Source organism: Haloarcula halophila, assembly GCF_029278565.1.
Classification (GTDB): domain Archaea; phylum Halobacteriota; class Halobacteria; order Halobacteriales; family Haloarculaceae; genus Haloarcula; species Haloarcula halophila.
Map to the genome: position 1 here is coordinate 2,449,093 of NZ_CP119559.1, position 18,769 is coordinate 2,467,861.

The following is an 18,769-nucleotide window of genomic DNA, read 5'->3' on the forward strand; positions in this document are numbered from 1 at the left end:
TTCTCCGGCCGGGTCAGAACGCGCTGTCCGCGAAGCCGCCGTCGACGGTGAGGACCTCGCCCGTGACGAACGAGGCGGCGTCGCTGGCCAGGAAGACGGCCGCGCCGACGATCTCCTCGCGCTCCGCGACCCGGCCCAGCGGGGTTCGCTCGTCGATCTCCACTCGCTTTTCGGTCCCCTCGGCGTAGGTGTCCTCGTTCTGCGGCGTGATGACGAACCCGGGGGCGATGGCGTTGACCCGTATCTCTGGGGCGAGTTCTTTCGCCGACGCGCGTGTGAACGATTCCACACCGCCCTTGGCCGCGGCGTAGGCCGGGAGGTCGGCCATCGCGAGGCGGGCCGCCAGCGACGAGATGTTGACGACCGCGCCGTCGCCGTCCATGCCCGGGACCAGCGCCTGGGTCACCCGCCGGACCCCGTCGAGAGCCACGTCGGTGACGAAGTCCCAGTCGTCGTCGCCGATCCCGAGTACCGATTCGCGGGAGATCGCGCCCTGTGAGGCGACGACGACGTCGATCCCGCCCAACTCCGACACGGCGGTCTCCCGGAGGTCGTCGAGGGTCTCCCGCTCGGTCACGTCACAGGTCTGACGGGCGGTGTCGACGCCGCGGGCCTCGATCGCGTCGGCCGTCTCCGCGACGGCGTCCGTGCTCCGGCTGGTAGCGATGACGTCGGCACCCTCGCTCGCGAACCCGAGGGCGATGGCCTGTCCGATCCCGCTCGTGCCGCCGACGACGACGGCGCGTTTGCCCGCAAGCGAGACTGGCGTGTGCTCGTAGGAAGGCATACAGGCGGTGTCGTCGCGGCCGTATTTGGTCTTTGTGGAGCCTCCCGGACGGGTCGCCAACCATAGAATTATTAGGGGCGACCAAGTTGTTCGGGGTATGAGAGGGTTAGCGAAAGTGCGCCGTAGCCACGGCGCGATGGAACTCGTCGACCGGGACCGTCCGGAACCAGCGCCCGACGAAGCACTCGTCGAGGTCGACTACGCCGGCCTCTGTGGCAGCGACGCCGGGATCTACGAGTTCGAGTCGGCCTTCGAGCGGATGGATCTGCCGACGGTCATCGGTCACGAGTACGCCGGCCGGATCGTCGAAACCGGCGACGCGGTCTCGAAGTTCGCCGTCGGCGACCGCGTCGTCGAGCGACCGATCCGGGGCTGTGGGGACTGCTATCAGTGCGAGATCGGCGAATCGAACGTCTGCCAGGACGCGGTCATCACCGGCGTCGACCACGACGGGGCCTACGAGCAGTTCGTCGCCGTCCCGGAACGGGCGCTCCACCCCGTCCCGGAGTCGGTCCCCCAACAGCACGCCGCCGTCGTCGAACCGACGAGCATCGGCGCTCGGGCCGTCATCGAGAACTCCCGGGTGACCGCCGGTGACCGCGTCCTCGTCGAGGGTCCCGGCCCGATCGGCCTCCTGACCGCCCAGATCGCGCGCGCACAGGGCGGGACGGTCGTCGTCTCCGGCGTCGGCCAGGACGCGGAGTACCGGCTCCCGCTGGCCCGGGAGCTGGGGTTCGAGACGATCAACATCGCCGAGGAGGACGCGGCCGCCCGGCGAACGGAACTCACCGACGGGGTCGGCTACGACGTCGTCTTCGACACGACGGGTCACCCGTCGGGGCTGCCGTCGGCCGTCGAGGAGGTCCGGAAAGGGGGCCAGATCGTCCTCGTCGGACAGACCGGCGAGACGACGATGGAGTACTCCCCGCTGGTCCGCTCGGAGATCGACCTCCAATGCTCGTACGCCTCGATGTACGACGACTTCGAGCGGTCGCTCCGCCTGATCGACAGCGGTGCGGTCGACTGCGAGACGTTCGTCGACGACCGGTTCTCGCTGACGGCGGCCGACGAGGCGTTCGAGGCGTTCCTCGCGGGCGAGACCTGCAAGCCGGTGTTCGATGTCAGCGAACTCCACGGCTGACATACACGATCGCTTACACCTTTCAGAAGGTTTTACACCGCCCGGTCGGTAGCCCGTCGCAATGAAAGAGTGGTTCGACAACTACGACGCCCGCGACTGGCAGACGACCACCGAGGGAACCGTCCGGTTCGCGCTACTCGGCCTGGGCTGGTGGACGATCGACGTGGCACTTCCGGCCATCGCGAACTCGGAACTCGCCGAGGTGACGACGCTGGTCAGTTCCTCGGTGGAGAAAGCCCAACGCCTGGCCGCCGACAACGGCGTCGAACACGGCATCAGCTACGACGGCTTCCACGACGGCGAGGCGGCCGACGCGTACGACGCGGTCTACGTCGGGACGCCCAACGCCTACCACCTGGAGTACGTCGAGACCGCGGCCGACCTCGGCAAGGCAGTGCTCTGTGAGAAACCCATGGAGTCGACCGTCGAGCGCGCGGAACGGCTCGTCGAGACCTGCGAGCAGGCCGGCGTCGACCTGATGATCGCCTACCGGATGCACACCGACCCGGCCGTCCGGCAGGCGCGAGCGCTCATCGAGGACGGGTTCATCGGCGAGCCCGTGTCGGTCTACGGGAACAACAGCCAGCCGCTGCTGGAGATGATCCCCGACCACGACCAGTGGCGCGTCGACCCGGAGCTCTCGGGCTACGGGACGTCCGTCATGGACCTGGGTATCTACTCGCTGAACACCGCCCGGTTCCTGCTGGGTCGGGACCCGGTCACGGTCCAGGCCCGAATGAGCAGCCACCACGAGGCGTTCTCGGCCGTCCCCGACGAGCGCTCCGGCGCGCTGCTCACGCTGGAAGACGGCGTGACGATGGTGACCACCTCCAGCCAGCGGGCCCAGGAGGACACCCAGCTCAAAATCACCGGCACGGCGGGGCAGATCGACATGCACCCGGCGTTCCACGGCGAGTGCCGGCTCCACCTCTCGCGGGGCGAGGTCTCGGGCACCGTCGAACAGACGGCCTTCGACTCACAGCGGGAGATGCGCGAGGAGTTCGACTACTTCGCAGACCGCGTCCTCACCGGCGGGGAGATCGTCGCCGACGGGCGCCACGGGCTCGAAGACATGCGCATCATCCGGGCGATCCACGAGGCCGCCGACACGGGCGAGATCGTCACCCTCGACTGACACCAACCGTTTTGTAGGTTTATCACGATAGTTCCTGCATGTCCAAACCAGCAAAGAACCCACTCCAGTCGGTCACGACGACGTTCGAGATCCTCAACGCGCTGAAGGCGCTCGACGGGGCGGGCGTGACCGAGTTGGCGCGACATCTCGACATTCCGAAAAGCACCGTGCACAACTACCTCAGTACGCTCGAACAGGAGGAGTACGTCGTCAGGGAGGACACCGAGTACCGGGTCGGACTCCGGTTTCTCGAACTCGGGGCGTACGCCCGACACGTCCAGCAGCTCTTCGAGATCGCGAAGCCCGAGGTCGACCGCCTCGCCGAGGAGACCGGAGAGCTCGCCAACCTGCTCGTCGAGGAACACGGCCGGGGATCGTATCTCTACCGTACGTACGGCGACCAGGCGGTCCGAGTGAAAGCACACGTCGGGACTCGCGTCCCGCTGCACACGACCGCGCTCGGAAAGGCCATCCTCGCCTTTCTCTCCCCCGAAGAGGTCGACGAGATCGTCGACCGTCACGGGCTCGACGCGCCGACCGAGCAGTCGATCAGCAGCCGAGAAGAACTCGACGAGGCGCTCGCGGAGATCCGCGACCGTGGCGTCGCCTTCGACGACGAGGAGCGGATCGACGGCCTGCGCTGTGTCGCCGCGCCGGTCAGGGACGACGGTGACGAGGTCATCGGCGCGATCAGCGCCTCCGGCCCGACGAACCGACTCCAGGGCGACCGGTTCCGCGAGGAGCTAGCACAGAAGGTGTTGGAGGTCGCCAACGTCATCGAACTCAACGTGACCTACTCGTAGACAGTCGACGCCGACGACCCCTGCGACGGCAACATTTATGCCCTTCTCGGCCGCCCTGTGGGTATGCGCTTTGGCGTCCTCGGCACGGCAGCTATCGGTATCGACTCGGTCATCCCCGGCATCCAGGCGAGCCCACACGAGGTCGCGGCGATCGCCTCGCGGGACGGCGACCGGGCGGCCGCGGTGGCCGACCGGCTGGATATCCCGACGAGCTACGGCGGCTACGAGCAGTTGCTCGACGACGACACGCTCGACGCCGTCTACATCCCGCTCCCGAACGGTCTCCACGCCGAGTGGGTCCGGGCGGCCGCCGACGCCGGTCTCCACGTCGTCTGTGAGAAGCCGCTCACCGCGAGCGCCGAGGAGACCGCGGCCGTCTTCGACTACTGCGAGGAGCGCGGCGTCACGTTGATGGAGGCGTTCATGTACCGCTACCACCCGCTGACCGAACGTGCCGTCGAGGTTGTCGACGACGAACTCGGCCCGGTCAGGAACGTCACGTCGACGTTCACCTTCCGGATGCCCGACGGCGCCGAGGACATCAGACTCGATCCCGACCTGGCCGGTGGAAGCGTGATGGACGTGGGCTGTTACGCCGTCAGCGCCGCCCGGCTGTTCCTCGGCGATCCCGACCGGGTGTACGCGACGACGACCGACCGGCGCGACTGCGGCGTCGAGACGGAGATGGCCGCGGTCATGTCGTACGGCGACGGGGCGAGCGCACGGCTCCAGTCGGGCTTCGAGACGCCGCTGACCCAGTACTACCGCGTCGAGACGACGGACGGCTGGCTCCGGGCCGAACCGACGTTCGACGTCGGCGTCGACAACCCGACCGAACTGACCTACGCCGTCGACGGGCGCGAGGTCACCGAGCGGTTCGACCCGGTCGACCACTACCGCCGTGAGATCGAACAGTTCGCCGACTGCGTCGACAGCGGCGCGACCCCGCGGGTCGACCGCACCGAGAGCGTCGCCATCATGCGCGTCATCGACGCGCTCTACGAGAGCGCGCGGACGGGACAGCCAGTCGAGTTGGACTGACGCCGGGGCCACGTCCAGAACTGCGGGAGCTTGTCCCGCCCGTAGCGGTCCAGCCATCGGACTCGGACGGGTGAGTATATCCGAGACACAGGGGCCAGGGACTCAGTCGCCCCGACCCGGTATCGAACGCTCCGGTCCCGTCTGCGCGATGGCACGCCGATCGTCGTCCCGATACGTCGACCATCCGAATATGTTCCTCCCACTGTTCACGTCTGTGGGTGGTTGCATAGTCGCGTGGCAGTATATAACGATCTATAGAGGAGAAATACACGCACCTACCCGGTTCACGGGCAGAAGCCGGCAGAAAAACTCGGCAGACGTTCCAAGAGCGTGAATACAGTGATAAATACCCGCATTATCGAGGTGTCTCGGACCTATTCGATCGTCGACCGTCCTCGCAGACTCGCGATCGATCTGTGGTCACGCGTTTGCTTCGCTCACCCCTTCGGGCCACGACTGGTCGGCCGCTGACCGTTCGATCTCGTCGAGGCGGGCGGTCACGTCCGCGACGAACGACTGGTCGTCGATCCGCGTCAGGTTCCCCCGTGCGGTGAACGCCGTCGCCCGCATCGCCGCGTGCGCGAGCAGGCGGCCGGTCACCGCGTCGGGCCGGGCGTTCTCGTTCCCGTGAGCCGTAACCACCGCGCCGATCTCGACGACGGCCAGACACGCCTCGGCGATGGTCAGCGGGACGCCGGTCGCCCGCTTCAGCTCGGCCGTGGCGTCGTCCGCGGGCAGTGTGGCGAGCAGGTCGTCGACGGCCGATGCGTCCGTCTCCCCCAGTGTCATGAGGCGGGTCCGGAGTTCCTGTAAGTCCGCACGGGCGTCGCGCAGTTCGGCCGCGGCGTCGGCGCGACACTCCCCCCGTTCGAGCGTGTGGAGACAGACCATCTCACAGAGGGCCGCGCCGGTCGCGCCGACGACTGCCGCGGCCGTCCCGCCGGCCGGCGTCACCGCTGTCGACGCGATGTCGTCGAGGAACTGGTCGAGCGAACGGGTGCCGTAGTCCATGTGGGCCACCACTCACCGAGCGGCCATAGGCGATTCCCCGTGAGACTACTGGTCGAGTCTGCCCAGCCGCCACTCCTCGGTGTCGGGCGTCTGGTTGAACGTGTAGATGTGGACGCCCCGGATGCCGTACTCCTCGTCGTCGACGTACGGTGCGAGGCCGTCGATGAGTGAATCGGGCTCGTAGGTCCCTCGCGAGCCGACGAGTTGTCGGACGAACCCGAGGACGCCGGTGGTCTTCCGGAGGAACTTGATCGAGTCGCCCACGCCGACCTTCTGTGAGATCTTCATCAGCCGCTGGTACTTCATGACACCGGGGATGCCGACCTCGACAGGGAGGTCGACGCCCCGCTCGCGGACCGCTTCGATCCACTCGATGACGGCGTCGGGATCGTAACACAGCTGCGTGACGATGTACGTCGCGTAGGGGGCCTTCTTCTCCATCGCCTCGGCCAACGTGGCCTCGTCGAGGAAGTCGTGGCCCTCCGGGTAGCCGGTGATCCCCACTTCCTCGAAGGAGTAGGGTGTCTCGGACAGCGCCGCGAGCAGATCGTGGGCCGATTCGAACTCGCCGGCGGGCTCCTCGCGGTCGCCGCCGGGGACGAAGATGTCGGTGACGCCGGCCTCGGTCAGCCGCCGGGCGATCTCTTCGAGGTGCTCCCGGTCCTCGACGTAGCGGGCCGCGACGTGGGGGACGACGTCGAAGCCCAGCGCGACCGCCTCTTCGGTCTTCTCGACGGTCGTGTCGATGCCCAACTGGGGCGACGTCGTGATCGCGATCGTCGCGTCCGCGGGGAGATGGGTTATCTCCTCGTCGAAGCTCTCGAACGGCATCAACTCGAAGCGTGCGTTCGTGAGGAGTGTCTCGACCCCACGGCGGTCCGTCGTACGGCTGGTTCCTAAGGACATTGTTTAGCTATGAAAAGTGGGCTGAGTACTTTGTAGTAGGGGTGTGCCAGGGAACCCATTTAAGAGTGATCGCTCGGGGCACACTGTCTGATGCGAGCCACGGCCTGCTCGTAGGACGTTTCCTGCTGGTCGCCGTCGGAGATGCGGTGGAGGACGAGGCCGATGAGATTGAGTTCCCGCAGGAGGTCACGGGTCTGCTGGCGCTCTAGTCCCAGCGAACGTTGGACCTCGTAGACCGCCGAGGCGTCCACGACGGCCTCGACGACGCCCTCCAGCGTGACGCCCTCGGGCATCCCGATGCCGTCGGTGACGAGTTGCTCGTCGGGCATCGCCGCCGTCGGGTCGGTCTCCGTGTCGGCCGCGCTCGCGTCGTGGGCGCTCGTATCCGCCGTGCTCCCGCGCGCGTCGTCCGACCCGGTGTCGTACGTGTCGGGTTTGTGGACGCCGGCCTCGATCATGTACCGGCGGACCGTCTCCGCCGAGATCTCCATCTCTATCTCGCGGCTCATCTCGGTGAAGGTGTCGTAGGCGTCGTACAGCGCTCGGAGGTACTCCGTGTCCTCGTAGGGTGGAACGGAGTCGTCCCGGACCGCCTGCGGGCCGGTCACTGTCGGATCGTCGTCCCCGTGGTCCTCGTTATCCACCGAATCGGCGGCGCTATCGTCGGTTCGGTCACTCGTCGGCTCCCCGGTCCGACGCGGTTCGTCCGCTGTCGTCGGGTCGGTGTCGTCGGGATCGATGGTCAGTTCGACGGTAAGCAGGAGGCCGTCGTCGGCAACCCGGACGGCACCTTCGGTGGCCGCGACCCCCGGGAGGTCGTCGGGCAGCGTGCCTGGTGTCGACCTGTCGAACTCCACCTGGAGCCCACCGTTGTCGGTCAGCGTGGCCGTCTCCGCGGTGAGTGTCGAGTCGCCCTCGGCCCCGGCGGGACACAGCGACACGGGGACATCCAGCGTGACCGACAGTCCGTCACCCGAGCCGTCGTCGGCCGTCGCCTCGACGTTCCGGATCTCACGGCCGCGTGACTCGTACTCGTCGATGATGTCGGAAAGGATATCGAACGAATTCTGTAATCCCATGGTATTGTTTATCTATGACACGTTATGGTGGATAACGCTATGTGCGGAATAGCAAACCCATTAAAATACCCCCAAAATAATCGGGACACTCTCACCGACGGTCCGACTCAGCACGGGTCGCGATGGCGGCGACGCGTTCCCCGGCGGCGACGACCGCTTCCCGGGCGAGCGAGTACGGGACTCCGCCGTCGTCGGTGGTGACGGTCTGGAGTGACTCGAAGGTGGCCGGACAGTAGACGGTCCCCAGTTCGGCACCCGGGGGGACGTAGTCGCCCACGTCGACGCCGGGACGGAGTTCGAACAGCCCCGAGGCCTGTGCGCGGACCGTCTCGCCGTCGTCCCGGAGGGTCGTCCGGTCGGGCGCCGACGCCGGCGTGTCCGGGAGCACCGAGAGCGACCGGAGGACGTTCACGAGTCCGCCCACACCCGTCCGGATGGCGTCGTGAGAGACCTGGCGGCTGTTGCCGAGTTCGGCCGTCACGGCCGGAATCCCGGCGTTCGCGGCGGCCTCCCGGAAAGTGCCCTCGGCCGACGCCTCACTGTCGGTGTCGGCCAGCACGAACTCGGTCCCGAAGGCGGTCGCCAGGTCCCTGGCCGCCTCGTCGTCGGCGCGATAGCGCACGTGTTCGAGCATGTCGGCGGTTCCGGTGTGGAGATCCACGGCCGCGTCGGCGTTGCCGGCGAGGCCCCACAGGCGGGCGGCCAGGCGCTCTTGGAGGCTTCCCTCGCCGTCCCCGGGCCAGACGCGGTTCAGGTTCGGGTTCACCACGTCGTAGGCCGACGGGGTGGTGTACGAGCGGTGGTCGAACGCCGGCGGGTTCGCCACCGGGACGGCGATCACCGTCCCGGCGATCTCGGCGCCGTCGAGTCGCTCGTCGAGGCGGCGCAGGACCGCCGGCCCGTTCAGTTCGATGCCGTGCTGTGCGGCCTGGAGGTAGACGGTCGGTCCCGGGCCGCCCGTGTACCGGTGGACCGTCACGGTCAGGTCCGCGCCCGAGGGCAGTCGGCCGAGGCGACGGTCGGTCTGCGTGTGCGTGACGGGTTGGTGTTCCATACCCTGTCAGGGTACTGTGGGGACAAAAAAGGCGAGCGTGGCGGGAGTTTATTTCCACCGGCCCCGAGGGGCCGGATATGCACATCGAGACGGAGACGTGGACCGATCTAGCCGACACCGAGACGGAGCTGGCGCTGGTCCCGGTCGGTAGCACCGAGCAACACGGCCCGCACGCCCCGCTGGGGACGGACACGCTCAACGCCGAGGCGGTCGCCGACGCGGCCGCCGACCGCTACGACGGCGACGTCGTCGTCGCACCGGCTATCCCGGTCGGCGTCGCCGAAGAACACCGGGCGTTCACCGGGACGCTCTGGACCAGCGAGTCCACGTTCCGGGCGTACGTCCGGGACGTCGTCGACAGCCTCGCCGCTCACGGGTGGGACCGGGTCGTCCTGGTCAACGGCCACGGCGGGAACATCGCCGCCCTCCGGGAGGTGGCCGGCCGGATCGTGCGCCACGACGACGCCTACGCCGTCCCGTTCACGTGGTTCGACGAGGTGGGCGAACAGGAGGTCGACATGGGCCACGGCGGACCGATGGAGACCGCACTGTTACAGCACGCGAACCCCGAGACGGTCCACGAGGACCGCTTCGCGGAGGCCGCCTCGGGCGGGGCCGACCGCTGGGGCGACTGGCAGGGGCGTGTCAACCTCGCGTTCGACTCCGACGAGTTCACCGAGAACGGCGTCGTCGGCGACCCCCGCGACGGGAGCGCCGACCTGGGCGAACAGTTGCTCGAATCGGCCACGGCGTCGCTTGTCGCCCTGCTGGAGACCGTCGCCGACCGGGAACTTCCCGAGCGCTAGGCCTGGAGTTCGTCCCAGCGCTCGACGCCTGCCTCGGCGACCTCGCGATCCTGGGAGACCGCGCCGCCGGAGACGCCGATCGTCCCGACGATCTCGCCGTCCCGCTTCAGGGGGTAGCCGCCGCCGAAGATGACGATGCGGCCCTCGTCGGTCGACTGGAGTCCGTACAGCGAGTTCCCCGGTTCCGACGGCTCGGCGAGTTCGTGGGTCGGTGTCTCGAGCGCCGCGGCGGTGTAGGCCTTGTTCCGCGAGATGCTCACCGACGCGAGCCACGCCCCGTCCATGCGGTGCTGGGCGACGAGGTTCCCCTCGCTGTTGGCGACGGTGACGACCATCGGGTTGTCGATCTCCTCGGCTTTCTGTTCGGCTGCTTCGATAACATCTGTCGCCGTCTCAAGTGCAATAGACTGGACCATGCAATCCCCCGCTTCGCCGGGTACCATCTTAGAACCCAGGTTTCAGTCAACCGACACCGCTGTCGTGGCCCTCCGGCGTCGCCCGGGACCCGGCAGCGATCGGGACCCCACTCCTTCACAACGATGGCGTTGTGAACTACGAACCACTACTGGTCAGTACACCTACTTTTTGAAAAGCCCGCCCCGGCCAGCGGAAACTATTTGCCGACCCCACCGTCATCCTCAGACTAGATTTATGCAACCGACCGAGAACTTACCGGAGCAGGCCGACACCGTCATCGTCGGCGCCGGTATCGTGGGGTGTAACCTCGCGTATCAACTGACCGAGATGGGGAGAGAGGACGTCGTCGTCGTCGACCAGGGGCCGATGCCCACCACGGGTGGCTCCTCGACGCACGCGCCGGGGATCATGTTCCAGACGGCCGAGCCGAAGACGCTCAGCCAGTTCGCGAACTACAGCCGGAAGCTCTACTCGGACTTGGAGGGCGCAGACGGCAAGCAGGCCTACAGCGAGACCGGCGGTATCGAGGTGGCACGCAGCGAGGAACGGATGGCGTTCCTCCAGCGCCGTGTCGAACACGCCAAGGCCTGGGGGATCCCCGATCCACAGATCCTCTCGCCCTCGGAGGTGACGGACCACCTCCCGCTGGTCGACGAGGAGGAGATCCTGGGCGGGTACTACTCCCCGACCGACGGCCAGGTCTCCGGCGTCGTCGCCTGTGACGCGCTCGCGAGGGAGGCGATGGACCGGGGCGCGAAGTTCGTCCCCCACACCCGAACCGAGGACGTCGACGTCGAGGGCGGCGCTGTCCAGCGCGTCGTCACCGAGAACGGGAGTATCGAGTGTGACGAGGTGGTCGTCGCGACGAACATCTGGGCGCGGCAACTGGGCGAGAAACTCGGCGTCCACCTCCCAGTGACGCCGGTCGAACACCAGTACACGATGACCGAGTCGCTGGAGGAACTGGCGGACAACGCGATCGACGTCACCGACCACCCGCTGTTCGAGAACTACGAGAACGTCTCCGGCGAGAAGACCAAACGGCTCCTGGCCGACCCGGACCGCCCCATCCTCCGGGACCAGGACAACGCGATGTACTACCGGACCCACGGGGACGCCTACGGCATCGGCTCGTACAACCACGAGCCAATCGTCCCGGACCCACGGGACCTGGGCGGCAACGACCCGGACGGCGAACAGGGCTCTGTCCACGAGTTCACCGACTTCCACATGGACAACGCGACCCATCCGGATCGGCCCCACAAGGCCCCGCGCCAGGCCAGCGACGAACTCCTGCCGGCGACGGCCGGGAAAGAACTCGAACACAAGTACAACGGGATGTTCGCCGAGTCCCCCAACGGGCTGCCCGTGATGGGGCCTGTCCAGGAGTACGACGGGCTCTGGACCGCGGCGGCAATCTGGGTCACCCACGCCGGCGGCGCGATGAAAGCGCTGGCCGAGTGGATGGAGACGGGTGTCCCGCGGCTCGACGACGGCCCCATCGACCTGGCACACTGTGACGTCAACCGGTTCGACGACCACGAGGGAAGCTGGGACTTCGCCCGCGACATCGGCGGCGAGGAGTACCGCATCGTCTACAACATCATGCACCCCAAGTGGGTGTGGACGGACAAACAGCGCGACATCCGGCGGACGCCGATGTATCACACCCACAAGGAGTACGACGCGGAACTGTGGGCCGAGGCCGGCTGGGAGGAACCCCAGTGGTTCGAGTCCAACGCGGACCTCGTCGACCGCTACGAGGACCAGATCCCCGACCGGAACGGCTGGGAGGGCGTCTACTACTCGCCCATCGAGGGCGCCGAGGCGCTGAACGTCCGGGAGAACGTCGGCCTCCACGACATGACCTCGTTCAACAAGATGGAGGTCGTCGGCAGCGACGCCGGCGAGTTCGTCCAGTACCTCTGTACGAACGACATGGACATCGGCGTCGGTGACGTGAAGTACACGCTGATGTGTAACGAGGGCGGCGGCGTCCGGGCCGACATCACCGTCACCCGGACCGACGAGGACCGCTACCTCCTGTTGACGACCGGCCGCGAGGTGGGGAACAACCACGTCGCGTGGGTCCGCGAGCAGGCCCCCGACGGCGTCGTCGTCAACGACGTCACTTCCAGCCTGGCGGCGATGGTCTGTACCGGCCCGAACGCCCGGAAGGTCCTCTCGAAGGTCACCGACGTCGACCTCTCGGACGAGGCCTTCCCGTTCTTCACGAGCCAGCAGTTCTTCGTCAAGAACGTCCCCGTGACGGCGCTGCGGGTCTCGTATGCCGGCGAACTCGGCTGGGAGCTGTACACCCCCTCGGAGTACGGGGAACGCCTCTGGGAATACCTGCTGGAGGCCGGCGAGGAGTACGGTCTGCGCCCCTACGGCAACGGCGCGCTCAACGCCCTGCGCATCGAGAAAGGGTTCCGGCTGTGGGGGAAGGACCTCCACACCGAGCACACGCCACACGAAGCGGGCCTCGGCTGGGCCGTCGATATGGACACCGACTTCATCGGGAAGGAGGCGCTCCAGGAGACCGCCGAGGCGGCGGCGGACGGCGGTGCCCGACGCAAGGAAGTGGCCTGTCTCACGCTGAACGACGAGGACGCGACCATCCTCGACAACCGTCCGGTCCTCGACGGCGAGGAGTCCATCGGCTACGTCCACAGCGCCGAGTACGGCTACACCGTCGGGGCCTGTGTCGCTTATAGTTATCTCCCGCCGGAGTACACCGACCCCGGTACCGAGGTCGACATCCTCTACGAGGGCGACCGCTACACCGCGACCGTCCGCGAGGAACCGCTGGTCTCCTAAGCCGGACCCCCGACCACCGTTTCTTGCCGCCGATCGAACGACCTGTCGAGTCCTCGGTTTCCCCCGTCGTCTTTTAAATGGGTGTAGTATCGGTGGCCAATGGTGATAGAGTCCACGAGAAGAAAACCACACGTATGACTAGATGGAACGCGTCTGACGACGGTGTTACTGCTGTTAGTCCAGATATAACTGACGAAACGAACGCATTGCCCGCAAAATACTTTACAGAACCACAGATCCATGAACTCGAAAAGGAGAAGATATTCGGTCGATACTGGGTGTACGCCGGACACGCGAACGCGATTCCGGAGACCGGAGCGTACTTCACGCGGACCATCGGCGACAAGCAAGTGATCGTCGTCCGTGACCACGACGACGAGATACGCGCGTTCTTCAACGTCTGTGCACACCGCGGGTCGAAGATGGTCGAGGATACGCCCATGACCAACCCCGGCAACATGGGTCGTATCCGCTGCCCGTATCACATGTGGTCGTACGACCTGGACGGCGACCTCGAAAGCACGCCGAAGAGCTTCGAGGAGGCCGGGCTCAACCCTGACCTGGATGACGAGGAAGTCTGTGGTTTGGACGCCAGCGAGAACGGACTCAACGAGGTCCGGACCGACCGGATCGGACCGTTCGTCTTCCTCAACTTCGCCGACGACCCGATGGCGCTGGCCGAGCAGGCAGGGACGCTGAAAACGGAGCTGGAAGCCATGCCCTTAGAAGAGTACGAACACGCGGCGCGGTACGTGTCGGAAGTCGACTGCAACTGGAAGACGTTCGCCGGCAACTACTCGGAGTGCGATCACTGTCACGCGAACCACCAGGACTGGATAACCGACATCGAACTCGACGAGTCCAACCTCGAAGTCAACGACTACCACTGGATTCTCCACTACACCCACGACGAGGACGTCGACGACGAACTCCGCATCCACGAGGAAAAAGAGGCGAAGTTCTACTACTTCTGGCCGAACTTCACGGTGAACATGTACGGCACGGCCGACGGGTACGGGACGTACATCATCGACCCGATCGACGAGGGCCGGTTCCAGTTGATTGCCGACTACTACTTCAGTTCCGCGGAGATGACTGACGCGGAGCGAGAGTTCGTCCAGACGAGCCGCCAGCTGCAGGAAGAGGACTTCGAACTCGTCGAACGCCAGTACGAAGGGCTACAGTCCGGCGCGCTTGCCCAGGCACAACTGGGACCGAACGAACACACCGTCCACAAACTGCACCGACTCGCACAGGAGGGCTACGACGCGTGACTCCGGTGTCCCGGACAGACCAGCGAGCGGACGTGCCGTTCGTCGCTCGATCCACCGAGACGGGTGCCCGTGTCGAGGCGTCGACGGCGAACGAGGTGATCGCGTTCTATCGACGCCAGCAGGGACTGCTGGACACGGATCTCGAATGGGTCTTTGCGGACCATCCGGCAGTCACGACGGTTTCGGACTCGGGCGGTATCGAAACTGTCCTGCGGGCGCTCGACGACGACTTCGAGAACGGTGTCCCGCTTGGGATTCTCGCCGCCGCGATGAGTAAACAGGGCTGGACCGTCGGGGACACGCTGGCCGAAGTGTACGACTTGCGTATGGACGGTTCGCTCTGGGAACCCCGGTCGGATCACGTCCGGCCGGTCTGACGGATCGATACCTGTACTTTCGGTCACGATCACTTGCTGGGAGCTATTTGCGTCGCCCCACCAGTCACAGCGGCAGCCACGTTGTTTCGTAACACCTGTCCATCCAGTCCGCTCCCAGAAAATGTTAGCTGCGTATAATACTGTGGTTCGTCGTGGCCCGTGTTGCAAACTGTCTCGGCCCGAAATCCTATTCTGGTATCTGTGGGCCATAGAATCCCTCTATATCCCAAATTCCCGATTTCGATATCCCCGCCATCGGTGTTTTTATACTTGTGTCAGAAGCAGTCTCAAACGAGATATATGAGCACAGAGACTCCCCCATCACGGGCGGATACCGTTATTATCGGTGCCGGGGCTGTCGGCTGTAGCGTCGCCTACCACCTGTCGGAACTCGGCGCGGCGGACGTCACCGTCGTCGATCAGGGACCGCTCCCGGTCACCGGCGGTTCGTCCGTTCATGCGCCAGGTATCATGTTTCAAACGTCGCCGTCGAAGATACAGACGAAGGCGGCCCACTACACCAGCCGATTGCTCTCTGAGGCGGGTGTCTACGACGAGGTCGGCGGGATCGAACTCGCCCGTAGCGAGGACCGGATGGACTTCCTGCGCCGCCGGAAGGAGTGGGCGACCTCGTACGGACTGCCGGAGCCACAACTGCTCGACCCCGAAGAGGTGACCGACCACCTCCCGATGGTCGATGAGGACGAGATCCTGGGCGGGTACTACTCCCCGACCGACGGGCGCGTCGACGGGATCGGGGCCCTCCAGTGGTACATGGAGGAGTCGGCGGCCGACTTCGTCGGGAACACCGAGGTCGAAGACATCGAGGTCGAGGACGGCGCCGTCCAGGCCGTCGTGACCGACCGCGGCCGCATCGAGTGTGACCGCTGTGTGATGGCGACGAACAACTGGGGGTACCAGACCGGGCAGTTGGCCGGCCTCGACCTCCCGATCGCGCCCGTCGAACACCAGTACGTCGTCACCGAACCGCTGGACGAACTGGCCGACGAGGAGAGTTCGGTCGGCGACAACACCACCGGGCTGGACGTGCCCGGCGACCGCTCCATCGCGGAGTACATGAGCGAGGGACCGACCCAGCCAGTCGGGCGCGACCAGGACCACTCGCTGTACTTCCGGAACCACGGCGACGCCCTGGGGATGGGGTCGTACAACCACGAGACGCTCTCGGTCGACCCCGAGGCGATGGGGAAAAACACCGACGAACACCAGGCCTCTGTCAGGGGATTCACGAAGGAGCACTGGGAGAAGCCGACCCACCGTGGCCGGGACAAGTCCGCCAAGCAGGCCTTCGACGAACTCCTGCCGGCAACGCAGGACGTCGAATACGAAGCCACCGAGAACGGCATCTTCGTGTTCACGCCCGACGGGATGCCCGCCGTCGGCCCGACCGCCGCCGTCGACGGGCTCTGGAGCGGGCTGGCGATCTGGTGGACGCACTCGGGGGGCTACGGCAAGATCCTCGCCGAGTGGATGGAGAACGGCGTCCCGCGGCTCCCGTCCGGGCCGGTCGACACCGGCGGCATCCACGTCCGGCGGTTCGAACCCCACGCGGGCGAGAAAGAGTACTTCGTCGACCGGGGGGCAAAACGGTACGAACAGGTCTACAGCATCGTCGAGCCCCGGTGGCAACCCGACGACCACCGTGGGCTGCGGCGAAGTCCGTTCTACAGCCAACAGGAGGACCTGGGTGCGGAGTTCTACCAGAGCGGCGGCTGGGAGACCCCCCAGTACTACGAGTCCAACGCGGACCTCGTCGACCGCTACGAAGACCAGATCCCCGAACAGGACGGCTGGCAGGCGATCAACCGCTCGCCCATCGAGGCGGCCGAACACCTCCACACCCGCGAGAAGGTGTCGATGTTCGACATGACCACGTTCAGCTCCATTGTGGTCGAGGGCGAGGGCAGCGGCGAGTTCCTCCAGTCGGTCTGTAGCAACGACATCGACATCGACATCGGACAGGTCCGCTACTCGCTGTTGTTGAACGAGGGTGGGGGCATCCTCGCGGACGTGACGGTCGTCCGCTTGGACGACGAGGAGTACTTGGTCACTACCGGAGGCGGGAGCTCGCCGGGCATCCACGGCGGGTGGCTCGAAGAGCACGCCCCGGAGACGGTGGGTGTCCACGTCGAAGAGGGCGCGCGCTCGACCATCGGCCTGTGGGGACCGAACGCCCGGCTGCTCCTCCAGCGCTGTACCGACGCCGACGTGACAAACAGCGGCTTCCCGTACTTCCGGGCCAAGCAGATCTACGTCGGCGAGGTGCCGGTCGTCGCGTTGCGGGTCTCCTACGTCGGCGAACTCGGCTGGGAGCTGTGGGCACCGACCGAGTACGGCCAGCGCCTCTGGGAGACGCTCTGGGAGGCCGGCCAGGATCTGGGCGTGCGGCCGATGGGCGGGGGCGCGCTCAGTTCGATGCGGCTGGAGAAGGGGTACCGGCTGTGGGGCACCGACATCGACACGGACGCCAACCCGTTCGAGGCGGGCCTACCCTTCGCCGTCGACATGGACACCGACTTCGTCGGGAAGGAGGCGCTCCAGGCGGCACGCGAGGACGGCATCGACAACCGCATCACGCCGCTGACGCTCGACGACTCGACGGACATCATGTTGAGCGGGCGGCCGGTCACGAAAGACGGCGAGACGCTCGGGTACGTCCAGGCGGGGGACTACGGCTACACCCTCGGCGAGTCCATCGCCTACACGTACGTCCCGAGCGAGTACGCCGAGGCCGGCACCACGGTGCAGGTCCACTGCGAGGGCGAGACCTACGACGCTACCGTTCGCGACGAACCCCTGTTCGATCCGGGCCGGGAGAAGATCATCCGGTAAGCCATGTCAGACATCGACTCGGCGGAACTCCCCGTCACGTACGCCGACATCGAGCGTGCCCGCGAGCGGCTGGACGATGACACTGTCGTCAAGGAGACGCCGGTCGAGCGGAGTTCGTCGCTCGACGACCTCGTCGGCGGCGAGGTGTACCTCAAGATGGAACACCTCCAGTGGACAGGGTCGTTCAAGACCAGAGGGGCGTACAACAAGATCTCCCAGGCCGTCGCCCGCGGCGTCGACGAGTTCGTCGCCGCGAGCGCGGGCAACCACGCCCAGGGAGTCGCCCTCGCCGCGACCAAGTGTGACGCGGAGTCGACGATCTTCATGCCGACGACCGCGCCACAGGCGAAAGTCGACGCCACCCGCCACTACGGTGCGACGGTAGAACTCGTCGGGAAGGACTTCCAGGAGGCGATGACCCGCGCCCAGTCGGCCGTCGAGGAGACCGACGCCGAGTTCGTCCACGCCTACGACGACACCGACATCATCGCCGGGCAGGGGACGCTTGGCTCCGAGATGTACCACGACAACCCCGACACCGACACCGTCGTCGTCCCCATCGGCGGGGGCGGCCTCATCAGCGGCGTCTCGACGGCGATCAAACACCTCTCGCCGGAGACCCGCGTCGTCGGCGTCCAGGCGACGGGCGCTTCGACCGTCCACGAGAGCCTCGATAAGGGGATGCCGGTGACGCTGGACGAGGTCGACACCATCGCTGACGGCATCGCCACGGGCGGCATCTCCGAGACGACGCTTCGCATCATCAAGGCGAACGTCGACGAGGTGGTCACGGTTACCGACACCGAGATCGCCAGCGCCATCCTGTTGTTGATGGAGCGGGCCAAACAGGTCGTCGAGGGGGCCGCGGCCGCATCCGTCGCCGCCATCCTGAGCGACGACCTGGACGTCAGCGGTGAGACGGTGATGCCGCTGCTCTGTGGCGGGAACCTCGACATGACACAGATGCGAGAAGTTCTCATCCACGCACTGACGGAGCGCCAGCAGCTCCTCCAGTTGCGGGTCCGTATCGACGACCAGCCGGGGGTCATGGAGGAGATCTCCGGCATCATCGCCAGACAAGGAGCGAACATCCACGACGTGCGCCACGAACGCTCCGTCGAGGACCTGGAGATCGGTGAGGCCTACCTCGTGTTCAACGTCGAGACGAGCGGGGCCGAGCACGCGGGTAGCATCATCAAGGCCATCCGCGGTGCGGGGTACCCTGTCGACAACGTCGCCCAGGCCAGTCGGTGAGGCACTGGCCC

At 66.4% G+C, this 18,769-nt stretch carries 16 protein-coding genes; 10 read left to right on the forward strand and 6 right to left on the reverse strand.

Translation table 11 applies throughout. The annotated features are described in order from the left end of the window. Window positions 1-13: 13 nt before the first annotated feature. The gene (locus tag P0204_RS12905) at window positions 14-787 is read right to left on the reverse strand and encodes an SDR family NAD(P)-dependent oxidoreductase (RefSeq protein WP_276179831.1); all 774 of its coding nucleotides are present in this window, start codon (window positions 785-787) and stop codon (window positions 14-16) included. Between the two features lie 97 nt (window positions 788-884). Between P0204_RS12905 and P0204_RS12910 the strand changes: the two genes are divergently transcribed. The 4 genes from P0204_RS12910 (at window position 885) to P0204_RS12925 (ending at window position 4,907) form a co-directional block, all read left to right on the forward strand. Then, the gene (locus P0204_RS12910; RefSeq protein ID WP_276179833.1) at window positions 885-1,928 is read left to right on the forward strand and encodes a zinc-dependent alcohol dehydrogenase; all 1,044 of its coding nucleotides are present in this window, start codon (window positions 885-887) and stop codon (window positions 1,926-1,928) included. A gap of 61 nt (window positions 1,929-1,989) precedes the next feature. Continuing rightward, window positions 1,990-3,063 (forward strand): D-xylose 1-dehydrogenase Gfo6, encoded by a 1,074-nt coding sequence (gene gfo6 / locus P0204_RS12915; protein ID WP_276179836.1) that lies wholly within the window; start codon window positions 1,990-1,992, stop codon window positions 3,061-3,063. Window positions 3,064-3,101: 38 nt separating this feature from the next. After that, a complete protein-coding gene (locus P0204_RS12920; protein ID WP_276179838.1) occupies window positions 3,102-3,866 on the forward strand; it encodes an IclR family transcriptional regulator in 765 nt (254 codons plus the stop codon). 63 nt (window positions 3,867-3,929) lie between these two features. Beyond that, complete coding sequence (locus P0204_RS12925; RefSeq protein ID WP_276179840.1) at window positions 3,930-4,907, forward strand: Gfo/Idh/MocA family protein; 978 nt, start codon at window positions 3,930-3,932, stop codon at window positions 4,905-4,907. Window positions 4,908-5,327: 420 nt separating this feature from the next. On the opposite strand, the gene P0204_RS12930 is transcribed toward P0204_RS12925, so the two are convergent. The 4 genes from P0204_RS12930 to P0204_RS12945 form a co-directional block, all read right to left on the reverse strand. After that, a complete protein-coding gene (locus P0204_RS12930; RefSeq protein WP_276179842.1) occupies window positions 5,328-5,918 on the reverse strand; it encodes a cyclodeaminase/cyclohydrolase family protein in 591 nt (196 codons plus the stop codon). A 45-nt stretch (window positions 5,919-5,963) separates the two neighbouring features. After that, a complete protein-coding gene (locus P0204_RS12935; RefSeq protein WP_276179844.1) occupies window positions 5,964-6,824 on the reverse strand; it encodes a methylenetetrahydrofolate reductase in 861 nt (286 codons plus the stop codon). Window positions 6,825-6,883: 59 nt separating this feature from the next. Further along, window positions 6,884-7,903 carry a DUF8073 domain-containing protein gene (locus tag P0204_RS12940; protein WP_276179846.1) on the reverse strand — a complete coding sequence of 340 codons (1,020 nt, stop codon included), beginning with the start codon at window positions 7,901-7,903 and terminating at the stop codon, window positions 6,884-6,886. A gap of 91 nt (window positions 7,904-7,994) precedes the next feature. Continuing rightward, on the reverse strand, window positions 7,995-8,957 hold the full coding sequence (locus P0204_RS12945) for a succinylglutamate desuccinylase/aspartoacylase family protein (RefSeq protein ID WP_276179848.1): 963 nt from the start codon (window positions 8,955-8,957) through the stop codon (window positions 7,995-7,997). A gap of 77 nt (window positions 8,958-9,034) precedes the next feature. On the opposite strand from P0204_RS12945, the gene P0204_RS12950 reads away from it, so the two are divergent. Further along, window positions 9,035-9,763 carry a creatininase family protein gene (locus P0204_RS12950; protein ID WP_276179851.1) on the forward strand — a complete coding sequence of 243 codons (729 nt, stop codon included), beginning with the start codon at window positions 9,035-9,037 and terminating at the stop codon, window positions 9,761-9,763. Here P0204_RS12950 and P0204_RS12955 read toward each other — a convergent pair. Further along, window positions 9,760-10,179 (reverse strand): GlcG/HbpS family heme-binding protein, encoded by a 420-nt coding sequence (locus tag P0204_RS12955; protein WP_276179853.1) that lies wholly within the window; start codon window positions 10,177-10,179, stop codon window positions 9,760-9,762. The two genes, P0204_RS12950 and P0204_RS12955, sit on opposite strands and share 4 nt — an antisense overlap. A gap of 235 nt (window positions 10,180-10,414) precedes the next feature. Here P0204_RS12955 and P0204_RS12960 point away from each other — a divergent pair, with 235 nt between their 5' ends. From P0204_RS12960 to ilvA, 5 genes are all read left to right on the forward strand, one after another. After that, the gene (locus P0204_RS12960) at window positions 10,415-13,000 is read left to right on the forward strand and encodes a GcvT family protein (protein WP_276179855.1); all 2,586 of its coding nucleotides are present in this window, start codon (window positions 10,415-10,417) and stop codon (window positions 12,998-13,000) included. A gap of 134 nt (window positions 13,001-13,134) precedes the next feature. Then, window positions 13,135-14,274, forward strand: coding sequence for an aromatic ring-hydroxylating oxygenase subunit alpha (locus P0204_RS12965; RefSeq protein ID WP_336406455.1), 1,140 nt, complete (start codon window positions 13,135-13,137; stop codon window positions 14,272-14,274). A 5-nt stretch (window positions 14,275-14,279) separates the two neighbouring features. Continuing rightward, complete coding sequence (locus tag P0204_RS12970; RefSeq protein WP_276179859.1) at window positions 14,280-14,651, forward strand: hypothetical protein; 372 nt, start codon at window positions 14,280-14,282, stop codon at window positions 14,649-14,651. Window positions 14,652-14,951: 300 nt separating this feature from the next. Continuing rightward, window positions 14,952-17,504, forward strand: a complete 2,553-nt coding sequence (locus P0204_RS12975; RefSeq protein ID WP_276179861.1) for a GcvT family protein — start codon at window positions 14,952-14,954, stop codon at window positions 17,502-17,504. Between the two features lie 3 nt (window positions 17,505-17,507). Continuing rightward, on the forward strand, window positions 17,508-18,758 hold the full coding sequence (ilvA, locus tag P0204_RS12980) for a threonine ammonia-lyase (protein ID WP_276179863.1): 1,251 nt from the start codon (window positions 17,508-17,510) through the stop codon (window positions 18,756-18,758). The last annotated feature ends 11 nt before the right edge of the window (window positions 18,759-18,769 follow it).